The sequence below is a fragment of the Streptomyces xanthochromogenes genome (assembly GCF_014650455.1).
Lineage (GTDB): Bacteria > Actinomycetota > Actinomycetes > Streptomycetales > Streptomycetaceae > Streptomyces > Streptomyces xanthochromogenes.
This window is the reverse complement of sequence record NZ_BMUZ01000014.1, coordinates 269,518-283,907: the sequence shown is the minus strand read 5'-3', so window position 1 is coordinate 283,907 and position 14,390 is coordinate 269,518. Positions and strand designations below refer to the sequence as shown.

Genomic DNA, 14,390 nt, shown 5'->3' with positions numbered 1-14,390 from the left:
CCCCTATACGGTGACGCCATGGCTGCCCGTACGAAATCCGCGAAGGACCGGCCGTCCTACCGCTGCACCGAATGCGGCTGGACCACCGCCAAATGGCTCGGCCGTTGCCCCGAGTGCCAGGCGTGGGGGACGGTCGAGGAGTACGGCGCGCCCGCGGTCCGCACCACGGCGGCGGGCCGGGTCTCCACGGCCGCGCTGCCCATCGGCGAGGTCGACGGCCGCCAGGCGACCGCCCGCACCACGGGCGTCGCCGAGCTGGACCGGGTGCTCGGCGGCGGTCTCGTGCCGGGCGCGGTGGTGCTGCTCGCGGGCGAGCCCGGCGTCGGCAAGTCCACGCTGCTCCTGGACGTGGCGGCCAAGGCGGCCAGTGACGACCACCGCACGCTGTACATCACGGGCGAGGAGTCGGCGAGTCAGGTCAGGCTGCGCGCCGACCGGATCAAGGCCCTCAACGACCACCTGTACCTGGCGGCCGAGACCGACCTGTCCGCGGTGCTCGGCCACCTCGACGCGGTGAAGCCCTCCCTGCTCGTCCTCGACTCCGTACAGACCGTCGCCTCCCCCGAGATCGACGGCGCACCCGGCGGCATGGCCCAGGTCCGCGAGGTCGCGGGCGCGCTGATCCGCGCCTCCAAGGAGCGCGGCATGTCCACGCTCCTGGTCGGCCACGTCACCAAGGACGGCGCGATCGCCGGCCCCCGCCTCCTGGAGCACCTGGTGGACGTGGTGCTCTCCTTCGAGGGCGACCGGCACGCACGGCTCCGTCTCGTACGCGGCGTCAAGAACCGGTACGGGGCGACGGACGAGGTCGGCTGCTTCGAGCTGCACGACGAGGGCATCACCGGACTCGCCGACCCCAGCGGCCTGTTCCTCACCCGGCGCGACGTGGCGGTCCCCGGCACCTGTCTGACGGTCACCCTGGAGGGCCGCCGCCCCCTGGTCGCCGAGGTGCAGGCGCTCACGGTCGACTCGCAGATCCCCTCGCCGCGCCGCACCACGTCGGGCCTGGAGACCTCGCGCGTCTCGATGATGCTCGCGGTGCTGGAACAGCGGGGCCGCATCACGGCGCTCGGCAAGCGTGACATCTACAGCGCGACCGTCGGCGGGGTGAAGCTCTCCGAGCCCGCCGCCGACCTCGCGATCGCGCTCGCGCTCGCCTCCGCGGCCAGCGACACTCCGCTGCCCAAGAACCTCGTCGCGATCGGCGAAGTGGGGCTCGCGGGCGAGGTCAGAAGGGTCACCGGGGTGCAGCGCCGGCTCGCCGAGGCGCACCGGCTCGGCTTCACGCACGCCCTGGTGCCGACCGACCCGGGCAAGGTCCCGGCCGGTATGAAGGTCACGGAAGTCGCCGACATGGGTGACGCGCTGCGGGTGCTGCCGCGCGGGCGTCGCGCACAGGCCCCACGGGAGGAGTAGCCGCGCCGGTAGACTTTGCCCTGGTCTCGCCCGTCCGTACGAGCAGTACGCAAGCAGCACGCGAGCAGTACGCGCCGTATGAGCAACACCGGAGGAGTGCAGTGGCAGCCAACGACCGGGCATCATCACCCGGAAAGTCCGGCACAGGCTCCGGTAACGAAGCTCTGATGCGTGCCGCGCTGAGCGCGGTCGCGCCCGGCACCGCGCTCCGCGACGGCCTGGAGCGCATCCTGCGCGGCAACACGGGCGGTCTGATCGTCCTCGGCCTGGACAAGACGGTCGACTCGATGTGCACGGGCGGCTTCGTCCTGGACGTCGAGTTCGCCGCGACGCGGCTGCGCGAGCTGTGCAAGCTCGACGGCGCGCTCGTCCTGGACAAGGACATCACCAAGATCCACCGGGCCGGCGTGCAGCTCGTGCCGGACGCGGGCATCCCCACCGACGAGACGGGCACCCGCCACCGCACGGCGGACCGCGTCTCGAAGCAGTGCAACTACCCGGTGGTGTCCGTCAGCCAGTCCATGCGCCTGATCGCGCTGTACGTGAACGGCGAGCGCCGGGTCCTGGAGGAGTCGGCGGCGATCCTGTCCCGCGCCAACCAGGCGCTTGCCACCCTGGAGCGCTACAAGCTCCGCCTCGACGAGGTGGCGGGCACGTTGTCCGCCCTGGAGATCGAGGACCTGGTGACGGTGCGGGACGTCACCGCGGTCGCCCAGCGCCTGGAGATGGTGCGGCGCATCGCCACCGAGATCGCCGAGTACGTGGTCGAGTTGGGCACGGACGGGCGGTTGCTCTCGCTCCAGCTGGACGAGCTGATCGCCGGGGTCGAGCCCGAGCGGGAGCTGGTCGTACGGGACTACGTGCCCGAGCCCACGGCCAAGCGCTCGCGCACGGTGGACGAGGCGCTGCGCGAGCTGAACGACCTCACCCATGCGGAACTGCTCGAACTGCCCATAGTGGCAAGGGCGTTGGGCTACAGCGGCTCGCCCGAGACGCTGGACTCGGCGGTGTCCCCGCGGGGCTACCGGCTCCTCGCGAAGGTGCCGCGGCTGCCGGGGGCGATCATCGAGCGCCTGGTCGAGCACTTCGGGGGGCTGCAGAAGCTGCTCGCCGCGTCCGTGGACGACCTCCAGGCGGTCGACGGGGTCGGCGAGGCGCGGGCTCGGAGCGTGCGGGAGGGGCTCTCGCGGTTGGCCGAGTCCTCCATTCTGGAGCGGTACGTGTAGCTGGGGCCGGGGGCGGGTTTGCCCACCCGCCCGCCCGTGACCCGGGGTTGGTTGGGTTCCGGCTCCCTGGGGCTGCGCCCCAGACCCCGGGGGTTTGCCCACCCGCCCGCCCGTTGCTCGGGGTTGGTTGGGTTCCGGTCCCTGGGGCTGCGCCCCAGACCCCTGCGGGGGCTCCGCCCCCTGCACCCCCGTTCGCGCCTGAAGGGCGCTCGTCCTCAAACGCCGGACGGGCTGTAGGTGCCCCCAGCACCAGTACTGCCAGGGGCGCGAGGAACCGCGCGACCAGCCACCCACCGCCCGCGGACGGGCTCGGACGCGGTGTCTCCTTCCCCGGAGGGGAGCTAGTCCTTGGACAGGGCGAAGGAGGCTCGGGCCACCGGGAGGCCGGGGAGGTGGGCCTCCAGGAGGTAGGTGCCGGGCGGGATCGCGCCCGGCGAGGGGGTCGCACAGGCCGGGGCGGACTTCGTGCGGTCCCACTCCACGGTGTGGGTGATCGTCGAGCCACCCGGCACCTGGAAGAAGGCGCTGGCATCCCCCGACGGGCAGTCGTCCGTCGACCACACCCGGTCGTTCGCGGTGGACGTGACCGTCACCACCGCCCCCTTGGGCCCGAGGTCCGCCTTGCAGGCCGACGCCGAGTTGTTCTTGAGGACGACCTCGATGCGGGGCTTCTCCCCCGGCTCGTACGACGTCTTCGTGCTGCGCAGGGTCAACGACAGCGCACCCGGCGCACAGGTGGGCAGGCTGGACCCGGCCGGCACCTGACTGCCCGCGCTGCCGCCACCGCCCGAACTCCCGCCCCCAGAACCGGAGTCGGAGCCGCCCGAGCCACCCGCGCCCGTACTCGTGCCGCCGTCACCGGAGTTGGCGCCGCCGGAGCCGCCGGAGCCGCCCGGACCGCCGGAGCCGCCCGAACCGCTCGACTCGTCGCGGCCGCCCGGTGCCGAGCTGATGGCGGGCCCGGAGCCCGAAGGGCCGGGGGTGATGGACTGCGTGGGGTTCGGGCCCTTGTCGTTGCCGCCGCCCTTGTTCCCGCTGCCGCCACCGGAAGTGACGACCCATAGGACGAGGACGGCAAGCAGCGCGATCAAGGACAGCGCGACTGCCCTCCGTCGCCAATAGATGGAGGAGGGAAGCGGCCCGACCGGATTGCGCAGAGATCCCACGCACCGAACCTTACGAGAGATCGTGGCCAACTCCGGCCCCACCCGCCGCCACTCCGGCCAAGTTTTCCGGATCATCATCTCGGAACGCCCCGCTCCGCGGTCCTGGCGCAGTCTCACGGCCGACTCGTGGTCACCCCCCATTCATGATTCATACTGTCGGTCACCATGGATAGTGAGCTCTACCGCAACATCACCGACTTCGCCCACGACATGCCGTCCTGGGTGCAGAGCTTCGTCGAGGTCTGGACGGAGCTCGGCCTGCTCCTGTTCGGCGTGCTGTTCGTCTGCGCCTGGTGGCGGGCCCGCCGCCGGGACACGACGGCGTTCGCCCTCGCCCTGCTCGCGCCGCTGGCGACCGCGGCCGCCTACCTGTGCAGTGAGGTGGCCAAGTCATTGATCGACGAGGAACGGCCCTGCCGCGCGGTGGCGGGCGCGGCGACCTCGCTGATCGCCTGCCCCGCCAACGGCGACTGGTCCTTCCCCTCGAACCACGCCACCATCGCGGGCGCGGCGGCCGTCGGCCTGGCCCTCGCCTGGTCGCGCATCTGGATGCTCACCGTCCCGATGGCCCTGGCCATGGCCTTCTCGCGGGTCTTCGTCGGGGTGCACTACCCGCACGACGTCGCGGTCGGCCTGGTGCTCGGCACGGTGGTCGCACTGATCGTGGTGAAGCTCGGCACCCGGCCGGTGCGGGCCCTCGCCGAGTCGATGCGTACCAGCGACATCGGGGCCGTCGCCTGGTTCACCGGACCCGGCGCACGTGTGCACGCCAGGCAGCACGCACGCCGCTGAGGGCCGCTGCGCGCCCCCCTTGGGGCCCGAACATGCCAGGATCGGCTCTGCGATGAACACTCTGCCGACGATGCCCACCGTGACCACGCCCATGAACGAGACGAACCCGGCGGCCCCGGCCGCCGAGCCCGCCGCCCTCCACGAATCCGTCATCGGATGGTTCGGCGAACACGCCCGCGACCTGCCCTGGCGCCGCCCCGAAGCGGGCGCCTGGGGCGTGATGGTCAGCGAGTTCATGCTCCAGCAGACCCCGGTCAGCCGGGTCCTTCCGGTGTACGAGCAGTGGCTGGCGCGCTGGCCGCGCCCGGCCGACCTGGCCGCCGAGGCACCCGGTGAGGCGGTCCGCGCCTGGGGCCGGCTCGGCTACCCGCGCCGTGCGCTGAGGCTGCACGGAGCGGCCCTGGCCATAACGGAACGGCACGGCGGCGACGTACCGGCCGACCACGCCCAGCTGCTCGCGCTGCCCGGCATCGGCGAGTACACGGCGGCCGCGGTCGCCTCGTTCGCGTACGGGCAGCGCCACGCGGTCCTCGACACCAACGTCCGCCGGGTCTTCGCCCGGGCCGTCACCGGTGTGCAGTACCCGCCGACCGCCACCACCGCCGCCGAGCGGCGTCTGGCCCGCGCGCTGCTGCCCGAGGACGAGACGACGGCGGCCCGCTGGGCGGCCGCCTCCATGGAACTGGGCGCGCTGGTCTGCACGGCGAAGAACGAGACGTGCGTGCGCTGCCCGATCGCCGCCCAGTGCGCCTGGCGCCTGGCCGGCAAACCCGCCCACCAGGGCCCGGCCCGGCGTGGCCAGACGTACGCGGGCACCGACCGCCAGGTGCGCGGCCGGCTCCTCGCGGTGCTGCGCGACGCCACCGGTTCCGTACCGCAGTCGGCGCTCGACGCGGTGTGGCACGAGCCGGTGCAGCGGGCCAGGGCGCTGGACGGGCTGGTCGCGGACGGTCTCGTCGAGCCGCTCGACGACGGCTTCTACCGGCTGCCCCAGTCCTGACGCCGGCCCCGCGCGCGGCCCGGTTCCACCTCTGCGTCCCGGCCCGGACGACCCCTGCCCTCGGCCTGCCCGACTGTGTCCGTAACGCCCGAAAGAGCGGCGTTACCCCTGGAAAACGGCGGTAAACCTCGGCTGTTACACAACCGATGGCTCTCCGTGCGTCGGTCGACGGCTGCTCCGCACAGGCCCGTGACAAGTCCTCCGTAGCTTCATTCACGTAAGCGACCAGCAGGGCGAGCGGGACCAGCTCACGGGGATGACGGAGGCGGTTGGGTATGGCGCAGGGCGAGGTGCTTGAGTTCGAGGAGTACGTACGCACCCGGCAGGACGCGCTGCTGCGCAGTGCCCGGCGGCTCGTTCCGGACCCGGTGGACGCGCAGGACCTCCTGCAGACCGCGCTGGCCCGCACCTACGGCCGCTGGGACGGCATCGCCGACAAGACGCTGGCCGACGCGTACCTGCGCCGGGTCATGATCAACACCCGGACCGAGTGGTGGCGGGCGCGCAAGCTCGAAGAGGTTCCCACCGAGCAGCTGCCCGACGCCCGCGTCGAGGACGGTTCCGAGCAGCGCGCCGACCGCGCCCTCCTGATGGACGTCCTGAAGGTGCTGGCCCCCAAGCAGCGCAGCGTCGTGGTGCTGCGACACTGGGAGCAGATGAGCACCGAGGAGACGGCCGCGGCCCTCGGCATGTCGGCCGGCACCGTCAAGAGCACGCTGCACCGGGCGCTGGCCCGGCTCCGCCAGGAGCTGGAGAGCCGCGAGCTGGACTTCCGTGCGCTGGAGCACGGTTACACGGGCGAGGTAAAGGGGCGGGAGCGGTGCGCGGCCTGAGCAGGCGGAGCGGGGGCGCTTTGACGGCGGGGACCACGGCACTGGCCGGGCTCTCCGCCCTCGGGCTGCTCATGGCCGGTTGTTCCACCGGCGGCACCGGGACCCGGGACGAGGGCGAGGCCCCCCGGTCCGACAAGGTCGCCCACGCCACACCGTCGCCGAGCGCGTCCTCGCCGGCGCCGTTCACCAAGGTCGACCCGGTACGGCTGCTCAAGGGCGACCCGAAGGTGAGTTCCCGGGTCAAGGCCGAGCTCAAGCCGTGCACCAAGGACGAGTACCCCATCGACGTGACGTACGGGCACCTGACCGGCACGACCGGCCAGGACGTCGTCGTGAACGTCATGAACTGCTCGGACGCCGTCGGCCTCGGCTCCTACGTCTACCGCGCGTCCGGCGCCTCGTACGACAACGTCTTCACCGCCGAGGAAACCCCGGTGTACGCCGAGATCGACCGGGGCGACCTGGTGGTGACCCGCCAGATGTACGCCCCCGGCGACAAGCCCGCCTTCGCCTCCAGCGAGGTCGTCACGACCTACCGCTGGTCGGGCGGCACGAACGGCAGGTTCGCCCAGCAGGACCAGGTGGAGAACGACTACAGCAAGGCCGTCGACGGCAACGGGACCCCCGCCCCGCTTCCCGCCACTCCCTGAGCCGCCCGCCCGTGTCGGCAGGCCGCGCCGTGCGCATGCCGCAGACTGGTACTGCGCCCGGAGCCGCTCGCCGGCGCTGGACAGGACGACAGCACGAGAGCGGCACCGCACCACAGCACGACCGCACCACCGCCGGGCGCCGGAAGAGACCGCCGGAGAACTGAGAGAGCAGCGCGATGGCCGAGACCCATGTTCTGTTCGTCGAGGACGACGACGTCATCCGTGAAGCCACCCAGCTCGCCCTGGAGCGGGACGGCTTCACCGTGACCGCCATGCCCGACGGGCTCTCCGGCCTGGAGGCGTTCCGTGCCGACCGGCCGGACATCGCCCTGCTCGACGTGATGCTGCCGGGCCTCGACGGCGTCAGCCTGTGCCGCCGCATCCGTGACGAGTCGACCGTGCCGGTCATCATGCTGTCCGCGCGCGCCGACTCCATCGACGTCGTCCTCGGCCTGGAGGCCGGCGCGGACGACTACGTCACCAAGCCGTTCGACGGCGCCGTCCTGGTCGCCCGCATCCGCGCCGTGCTGCGCCGCTTCGGGCACGCGGGCGGGCCCGGCGCGACCACCGAGACGGCCGACGAGGCGCCCGAGCGCGGGGTCCTCGCCTTCGGCGACATCGAGATCGACACCGAGGGCATGGAAGTCCGCAAGGGCGGCGAGACGGTCGCCCTGACGCCGACCGAGATGCGGCTGCTCCTGGAGTTCTCCTCGGCGCCCGGCACGGTCCTGTCCCGCGACAAGCTCCTGGAGCGGGTGTGGGACTACGGCTGGGGCGGTGACACCCGGGTGGTGGACGTGCACGTACAGCGGCTGCGCACCAAGATCGGGCAGGACCGGATCGAGACCGTCCGCGGCTTCGGCTACAAGTTGAAGGCGTGATGGCCAAGTGAGGCGCTTCGCCCTGCGCACCGGCGTGCGCCGACTGTGTCACCCGGGGGCCAACCCCCGGACCCCCGGCCGCAGCCCCGCCGAAGCCGAACAGGAGCACGCCGCATGAGGCGCTTCGCCCTGCGCACCGGCGTGCGCTGGAAGATCAGCATTGCCATTACGGCCGTGGGTGCGCTCACCGTGATGGCGCTCAGCCTCGTCGTGCACAACGCGGCCCGTGTCTCCATGCTCGACAACGCCCGCGAAGTGCAGATGGAGCGGCTCAACTTCGCGCAGAACTACTACGAGACCAGCAACAAGCGGGTCCGCTTCGGCACCAAGCTCAACGATCCCGCGCTGCCGCCCACGCTGAAGTCCAAGGCCCTGCAGGGGCGCAAGGTCTCCTCCGTGCAGGAGCGCGACAGCGGGCCGCCCGACATCTGGGCGGCGGTGCCCGTGGGCAACGGCGACGTCCTGTCGCTGCACTCCACCTTCACCGACCGCAGCTCCAACGTGATGGCCGACCTCGACCGCGCCCTGGTCATCGGTTCGGTCGCGGTCGTCTTCGGCGGCTGCGCGCTCGGCATCCTCATCGGCGGCCAGATCTCGCGCCGCCTGCGCAAGGCGGCGGATGCGGCGGGCAAGGTCGCCGAGGGGAACACCGACGTCCGGGTACGGGACGCCATCGGCGGCGTCGTGCGCGACGAGACCGACGAGCTCGCCCGCGCGGTCGACGCGCTCACCGACGCGCTGCAGGAGCGGATCGAGGCCGAGCGCCGGGTCACCGCGGACATCGCGCACGAGCTGCGCACCCCCGTCACCGGGCTGCTCACCGCCGCCGAGCTCCTGCCCCCGGGCCGCCCCACCGAGCTGGTGCGCAACCGGGCCCAGGCCATGCGCACCCTGGTCGAGGACGTCCTGGAGGTGGCCAGGCTCGACAGCGCGTCGGAGCGGGCCGAGTTGCAGGACGTGGCGCTCGGCGAGTTCGTGAGCCGCCGGGTCGCCGCGTACGACCCGGACGTCAAGGTGCGGGTCGTGCACGAGTCGTGGGTCAGCACCGACCCGCGCCGTCTGGAACGCATCCTGGGCAATCTGCTCGGCAATGCCGCCAAGCACGGCGAGGGGCCGGTGGAGGTCACCGTCGAGGGCCGGGTCGTACGGGTCCGCGACCACGGGGCCGGGTTCCCCGAGGCGCTGCTGCGCGAGGGGCCGAGCCGGTTCCGTACCGGGTCGAGCGACCGGGCCGGCAACGGGCACGGCCTCGGTCTGACGATCGCCGCGGGTCAGGCCAAGGTGCTCGGCGCCCGGCTGACCTTCCGCAACGCCGCCCCCGAGGGCGCCCCGAACGCGGCGGGCACCGGCGGGGCGATCGCCGTGCTCTGGCTGCCCGAACACGCGCCGACCAACACGGGGAGCTTCCCGGTGCAGCCGCCGTCGACGACGAGTGCGCGGCAGGTGTAGCCGATCCGGTTCGAGAACGGGGAGGCGTCAACGGGCAACAGTGGCAACACTGTTGACCATGCATGAGGGTCCACACACTTCGCCGTCCCATCCGATACCGAAGCCCGCAGCGCCCGAGGCGCCCGAGGCGGTGGCCGCTGTCGAGGGCGAGCGGCGGGCGACCTGGTTCGAGCTGTTCTGCGACCTCGTCTTCGTCGCCGCCGTCGGCCAGATCACCCGGCGCATCAGTGCCGAACCCACCCTCGGCTCGGTCGCGGCGGCGGCCGCCCTGTTCGTACCGCTGTGGTGGACCTGGGTGCTGTACGCGGTCCGGGCCAACCGGGCCGACCGGGACGTCACTTCGCACCGGTTGCTGACCATGGCGGGGCTCGTGGCGGTGTGCGGGCTCGCGGTGTTCGTGGGCAGCGTAGGCAGCTCCGACAGCGCGGACACCGGCTTCGCCCTGTCGTACCTCGGCGCGCGCCTCGGCGTCGCGCTCCTGTACGCGCTGGAGGCCCGGCGGGACCCGCGCCTGGTACCGCTGCTGCGCTCCTTCGCGACGGGGTCGGTGCTCTCCGCGCTGTTCTGGGCGGGCGGCGCGCTGCTCGCCCCGGCGGGGGCGGCGCGGTACGGCATCTGGGCCGGCGGGATGGCGGTCGACCTGGCGATCCCGCTGCTCTCGGGGCGCCGGATCGCGCGGGCCCCGCACCACACCGAGCATCTGCGGGAACGCTTCGGCCTGTTCACCATCATCGTGCTCGGCGAATCGGTGCTCGGCTTCACCAACGGGCTGGTCCAGGCGCGTACGGCCGGCTCCGCGATGGCGACCGGGGCGGCGGCGTTCGCCCTGTGCGCCTGCCTGTGGTGGTCCTACTTCAGCGCGAGCGGTACGCGGCCGGGGGCGCACGCCGAACTCGCCGACAGCCCAAGGCTGTTGCACACGTATGTCCTCGGCCATCTGCCCGTGCAGCTCGGGCTCGCGGTGGCGGGCGGTGCCGTGGGCACGGCGGTCCTCGGCTCGGGGAGCCGGCTCACGACCGCGCTCGCGCTGTGCGTTCTGGGCGGGGTCGCGCTGTTCCTGCTGTCCACGGCGGCGGTGCGGGGCGCCTTCACGGGGGTGGGGGATCCGGTGGTACGGGTCCGTCTGGTGACGGCGGTCCTCATTGCGGCGCTGGTGCCCGCGGCCGGGCGGGTTCCGGTGTGGGTGATGCTGGCCGCGCCGGCGGTGCTGCTCGGGCTCTCCGTGGTCGCGGAGGCGCCCAGCCACCGGCGCCGCCTGGCCCAGCCCGGGGGATTTGCCCACCCTCCCCCAAGCTCTCAATGAGCAGGGGGGACCCCGTCTTCAGGGGCGCGGGGAACTGCGCGAGAAGCGAGCACGATCCGCACCCGCCAACGGGGTTAGGGGCGCGGGGAACTGCGCGACCGGCCACCCACGGCTCGCAGCCGAACCAGGGGCCCGGGGCGCAGCCCCGGAAAGCCCAGCCACCCCACCCCCGGAGGGTTGCGGGAAGGGGTGGGGAGGGGCAAAAAACCGCCTCCCCACCCCACCCGCACGCGCGGACGAGACGGGGAGGCGGCAAAGGCAGGCATCCCGGAGGCGGGCTACAGCACCGGCTCCGACAGCGGCGCCGCGTCCACCGGCGCCTTGCCCGGCTCGGGGGCCGGCGCGGCACCCCGCAGCGGGACCTCCTTGACGAAGAAGGCCGCCGCGAACATGGCCACCGCGATGATCGAACCGACCAGGAACGTCCCGTGCGTACCGGAGGACACCGCGTACTGGTACGCCTCCCGCACCGGCGCGGGCAGCTTCAGCAGGCTCGCGTGGTCCAGCTGCGCCGAGGCCAGCTTGCCCGAGCCGGAGCCGAGGCGGTGGGTCATCTCGTCGCCCACCCGGTTCGTGAAGATCGCGCCCATGATCGAGACGCCGAAGGACGAGCCGAGCGTACGGAAGAGGGTCGTGGAGGACGAGGCGACGCCCATGTCCTTCATCTCGACGCTGTTCTGCGCGACCAGCATCGTGATCTGCATCAGGAAGCCCATGCCCGCGCCGAGCACGGCCATGTAGACGCCGGACATGAACCGCGTCGTGGTCGTGTCCATCGTGGACAGGAGGAACAGGCCGACCACGACGAGCGCGCCGCCCAGGATCGGGAAGATCTTGTACTTGCCGCTGTTGGTGGTGACCCGGCCCGCGATCAGCGAGACGGCCATCATCGAGAGCAGCATCGGGAGCAGCAGCAGACCCGAGTTGGTGGCGGAGGCGCCCTGCACGGACTGCTGGTACAGCGGCAGGAACAGCATCGCGCCGAACATCACGAAGCCGGTGAGGAAGCCGATGCCGGACATCAGCGAGAAGTTCCGGTTGCGGAAGATGTGCAGCGGCAGGATCGGCTCGGCGGCCTTCGTCTCGACGAAGAGGAAGCCGAGGATCGCGACGACGCCGAGCACGATGAGCCCGATGATGGTCCCGGAGCCCCAGGCGTACTGCGAGCCGCCCCAGGTGGTGACCAGGACGATCGAGGTGATGCCGACGGTCAGCAGGATCGTGCCGAGGTAGTCGATCCGGCCGCGGGCCCGCTTCTTGGGCAGGTGCAGCACGGCGGTGACCATGGCGAGCGCGACCGCGCCGAGCGGGATGTTGATGTAGAAGGTCCAGCGCCAGCCGAGGTGGTCGGTGATGGCGCCGCCGACCAGCGGGCCGCCGATCATGGCGAGCGCCATGACGCCGGCCATCATGCCCTGGTACTTGCCGCGCTCGCGGGGCGGGATGAGGTCACCGATGATCGCCATGACGCCGACCATCAGACCGCCCGCGCCCAGACCCTGGATCGCGCGGAAGCCGATCAGCTGGCTCATGTCCTGCGCCATGCCGCTGAGCGCGGAGCCGATCAGGAAGATCACGATGGAGGTGAGGAAGGCGCCCTTGCGCCCGTACATGTCACCGAGCTTGCCCCAGATCGGCGTGGACGCGGCGGTGGCCAGGGTGTAGGCCGTCACCACCCACGACAGGTGCTCCAGTCCCCCGAGTTCGCCCACGATCGTCGGCATCGCCGTGTTCACGATCATGTTGTCGAGCATGGCGAGCAGCATCGCGATCATGAGCGCGAGCAGCACGACCCGTACGCTGCGCGGCTGCGGTCCGTCGGTCACCCCCGACTCCGCCGCCTTCTCTTTAGGTATCCCCGTCGCCATCGTCCCCAACTCCCTGAAACCCGCCGTCCACCGGATGAGGCACTTACTTGCCGCCCGGCTAGTTACCACTACACTGGGGAAGGTAGACCGTAACTAGCCGGGCGTCAAGTAAGTACATGGCTCACGGCACGGCCGCCGGGGGACGGCGGCCGTACGCATTCGGGAGAGCGGCATGGCCAGAGGAAACACCCGCCAGCGGATCCAGGACGTTGCCCTGGAGCTCTTCGGTGAGCAGGGGTACGAAAAGACCTCGCTGCGCGAGATCGCCGAGCGGCTGGATGTGACGAAGGCGGCGCTCTACTACCACTTCAAGACCAAGGAAGACATCATCATCAGCCTCTTCCAGGACCTCACCAGGCCCTTGGACGAGGTGATCGAGTGGGGCCGGACCCAGCCGGGCACCCTCGACGTCAAACTGGAGATCCTGCGCCGCTACAGCAAGGCCCTCTTCGGGGCGGAGCCGCTGTTCCGGTTCATGCAGGAGAACCAGGCGACCATGCGCGAGCTGAGCATCGGCGAGATGTTCAAGGAGCGGATGCACGCGATGGTCGACCTGCTGAAGGAGCCGGACGCCTCGATGGCCGACCGGATCCGGTGCTTCACGGCGCTGTTCTCGATGCACGCCGGGATGTTCGTCCTCAAGGACATGGAGGGCGACCCCGAGGAGAAGCGCATCAGCGTCCTTGAGGTCGCCAGCGACCTGGTCACCCAGGCCCACCACAACTCGTCCCGCTCCTAGGCGCGTTGGGACCCGGCCGAGCAGCCCCGACGGTCAGAGGGTGACGCCGACCGTGCGCAGGAAGGCGACGGGGTTGACGGCCGTGCCGTAGTTCGGCGACGTACGGATCTCGAAGTGCAGGTGCGGGCCACTGGAGTTGCCGGTGTTGCCGGAGAGCGCGATCCGCTCGCCGGTGCCCACGCTCTGCCCGACGCGCACGTTGATCTTCGACAGGTGGGCGTACTGCGAGTACGTGTTGTTGGCGTGCCGGATCACGACGGCGTTGCCGTAGGCGGGGCCGTCACCGGCGCCGATCGGGCCGGCCTTGACGACGGTACCGGCGTGCGCGGCCAGGACGGACGTGCCGGTGGGCACCGCGAAGTCCTGCCCGGAGTGCTTGTGCGACCACATCGAACCGCCCAGGCCGAAGCTGGCGCTCAGCGTGTAGCGCGAGACGGGGTGCACCCAGGAGGCGGCCTTGGCGGCGGCTGCCTTCTTGACCGCGGCGGCGGCCTTGGTCTGCGCCTTGGCCTGGTCGGCGACGGCGGACGTGGTGACGGAGGTCGTGCCGAGCGGCGCCGGGTCGGCGGCCGCGGCACCCGCGCCGAGGAGCGTCGCGGCCCCCGTTCCGGCGGCGACGGCGGCGATCGCCACGGCGCGCAGGCGGAACGCGGACGGGCGGACGGTCTTGGACAGGGTGCGCTGAGGCATGCGGGAGCTCTTCCTTACGGCGACAGGGGATCCGCCGAGTGAGACCCAGGACTGAGCTCCGGCGGCATGCGCGGACCCGGCACGCACAGCGGCACACCGGGTCGGCCTCACCTTGGTAACCCAAGCCCCCATCTCCGCCCAAAACGCCCATCTACTAACGAAAGCCGTAACGATCAGACGGGGAATACGCCCGATGCGCGGCCAACGCCCCCTAGGCCGCGTAGTAGACCCCCGGGACCCTGTGTGCCTTGTCACCGCCCCGGGTCCCCGGTCCATGTCCTCGGTCCTTCCCTTTCGGGACCAAGGCCCGGCGGCCCTCGCCGGGCTCACTCCTCGTGGGTACGGCGCGCCCGTCCTCCCCTTGTCCGCCGATCAGG

Annotated in this window: 13 protein-coding genes; 10 read left to right on the top strand and 3 right to left on the bottom strand. The window is 71.8% G+C overall.

Annotation, left to right across the window (positions count from 1 at the left end; genetic code table 11):
• Nucleotides 1-18 precede the first annotated feature (18 nt).
• Together radA and disA are read left to right on the top strand one after the other, a co-directional pair.
• Nucleotides 19-1,416: a DNA repair protein RadA gene (radA, locus tag IE267_RS32505; protein ID WP_167157905.1), complete on the top strand. Its 1,398-nt coding sequence runs from the start codon at nucleotides 19-21 to the stop codon at nucleotides 1,414-1,416.
• 101 nt (nucleotides 1,417-1,517) lie between these two features.
• Nucleotides 1,518-2,642 carry a DNA integrity scanning diadenylate cyclase DisA gene (disA, locus tag IE267_RS32500; RefSeq protein WP_161244434.1) on the top strand — a complete coding sequence of 375 codons (1,125 nt, stop codon included), beginning with the start codon at nucleotides 1,518-1,520 and terminating at the stop codon, nucleotides 2,640-2,642.
• A 341-nt stretch (nucleotides 2,643-2,983) separates the two neighbouring features.
• Here disA and IE267_RS32495 read toward each other — a convergent pair whose 3' ends face one another.
• On the bottom strand, nucleotides 2,984-3,808 hold the full coding sequence (locus IE267_RS32495; RefSeq protein ID WP_189765611.1) for a hypothetical protein: 825 nt from the start codon (nucleotides 3,806-3,808) through the stop codon (nucleotides 2,984-2,986).
• Between the two features lie 165 nt (nucleotides 3,809-3,973).
• Here IE267_RS32495 and IE267_RS32490 point away from each other — a divergent pair, with 165 nt between their 5' ends.
• The 7 genes from IE267_RS32490 to IE267_RS32460 all read left to right on the top strand — a co-directional run bounded on the left by IE267_RS32490 (nucleotide 3,974) and on the right by IE267_RS32460 (nucleotide 10,716).
• On the top strand, nucleotides 3,974-4,600 hold the full coding sequence (locus tag IE267_RS32490) for a phosphatase PAP2 family protein (RefSeq protein WP_161246879.1): 627 nt from the start codon (nucleotides 3,974-3,976) through the stop codon (nucleotides 4,598-4,600).
• Between the two features lie 91 nt (nucleotides 4,601-4,691).
• Entirely contained in the window at nucleotides 4,692-5,600 is a 909-nt protein-coding gene (locus IE267_RS32485; RefSeq protein ID WP_229861542.1) for an HhH-GPD family protein, read from the top strand.
• 275 nt (nucleotides 5,601-5,875) lie between these two features.
• Entirely contained in the window at nucleotides 5,876-6,433 is a 558-nt protein-coding gene (locus tag IE267_RS32480) for a SigE family RNA polymerase sigma factor (protein WP_161246881.1), read from the top strand.
• 20 nt (nucleotides 6,434-6,453) lie between these two features.
• Nucleotides 6,454-7,083: a hypothetical protein gene (locus IE267_RS32475; RefSeq protein ID WP_202519096.1), complete on the top strand. Its 630-nt coding sequence runs from the start codon at nucleotides 6,454-6,456 to the stop codon at nucleotides 7,081-7,083.
• 176 nt (nucleotides 7,084-7,259) lie between these two features.
• Entirely contained in the window at nucleotides 7,260-7,964 is a 705-nt protein-coding gene (cseB, locus tag IE267_RS32470; protein ID WP_161246885.1) for a two-component system response regulator CseB, read from the top strand.
• A gap of 114 nt (nucleotides 7,965-8,078) precedes the next feature.
• Entirely contained in the window at nucleotides 8,079-9,413 is a 1,335-nt protein-coding gene (gene cseC, locus IE267_RS32465; protein WP_167157909.1) for a two-component system sensor histidine kinase CseC, read from the top strand.
• 58 nt (nucleotides 9,414-9,471) lie between these two features.
• Nucleotides 9,472-10,716 carry a low temperature requirement protein A gene (locus tag IE267_RS32460; RefSeq protein ID WP_189765610.1) on the top strand — a complete coding sequence of 415 codons (1,245 nt, stop codon included), beginning with the start codon at nucleotides 9,472-9,474 and terminating at the stop codon, nucleotides 10,714-10,716.
• 278 nt (nucleotides 10,717-10,994) lie between these two features.
• Here the strand turns inward: IE267_RS32460 and IE267_RS32455 are convergent, their stop codons facing one another.
• Nucleotides 10,995-12,584 carry an MDR family MFS transporter gene (locus IE267_RS32455; protein WP_161257118.1) on the bottom strand — a complete coding sequence of 530 codons (1,590 nt, stop codon included), beginning with the start codon at nucleotides 12,582-12,584 and terminating at the stop codon, nucleotides 10,995-10,997.
• Nucleotides 12,585-12,756: 172 nt separating this feature from the next.
• On the opposite strand from IE267_RS32455, the gene IE267_RS32450 reads away from it, so the two are divergent.
• Nucleotides 12,757-13,323: a TetR/AcrR family transcriptional regulator gene (locus tag IE267_RS32450; RefSeq protein WP_167157913.1), complete on the top strand. Its 567-nt coding sequence runs from the start codon at nucleotides 12,757-12,759 to the stop codon at nucleotides 13,321-13,323.
• Between the two features lie 33 nt (nucleotides 13,324-13,356).
• Here the strand turns inward: IE267_RS32450 and IE267_RS32445 are convergent, their stop codons facing one another.
• Entirely contained in the window at nucleotides 13,357-14,013 is a 657-nt protein-coding gene (locus tag IE267_RS32445; RefSeq protein ID WP_167157915.1) for a M23 family metallopeptidase, read from the bottom strand.
• Nucleotides 14,014-14,390: the final 377 nt, after the last annotated feature.

Coding starts and splice junctions, on each gene's coding strand:
- IE267_RS32480 (WP_161246881.1), top strand. CDS start 5,876: ATGGCGCAGGGCGAGGTGCTTGAGTTCGAGGAGTACGTACGCACCCGG.
- cseC (WP_167157909.1), top strand. CDS start 8,079: ATGAGGCGCTTCGCCCTGCGCACCGGCGTGCGCTGGAAGATCAGCATT.
- radA (WP_167157905.1), top strand. CDS start 19: ATGGCTGCCCGTACGAAATCCGCGAAGGACCGGCCGTCCTACCGCTGC.
- IE267_RS32490 (WP_161246879.1), top strand. CDS start 3,974: ATGGATAGTGAGCTCTACCGCAACATCACCGACTTCGCCCACGACATG.
- IE267_RS32485 (WP_229861542.1), top strand. CDS start 4,692: ATGAACGAGACGAACCCGGCGGCCCCGGCCGCCGAGCCCGCCGCCCTC.
- IE267_RS32455 (WP_161257118.1), bottom strand. CDS start 12,584: ATGGCGACGGGGATACCTAAAGAGAAGGCGGCGGAGTCGGGGGTGACC.
- IE267_RS32450 (WP_167157913.1), top strand. CDS start 12,757: ATGGCCAGAGGAAACACCCGCCAGCGGATCCAGGACGTTGCCCTGGAG.
- IE267_RS32445 (WP_167157915.1), bottom strand. CDS start 14,013: ATGCCTCAGCGCACCCTGTCCAAGACCGTCCGCCCGTCCGCGTTCCGC.
- cseB (WP_161246885.1), top strand. CDS start 7,260: ATGGCCGAGACCCATGTTCTGTTCGTCGAGGACGACGACGTCATCCGT.
- IE267_RS32460 (WP_189765610.1), top strand. CDS start 9,472: ATGCATGAGGGTCCACACACTTCGCCGTCCCATCCGATACCGAAGCCC.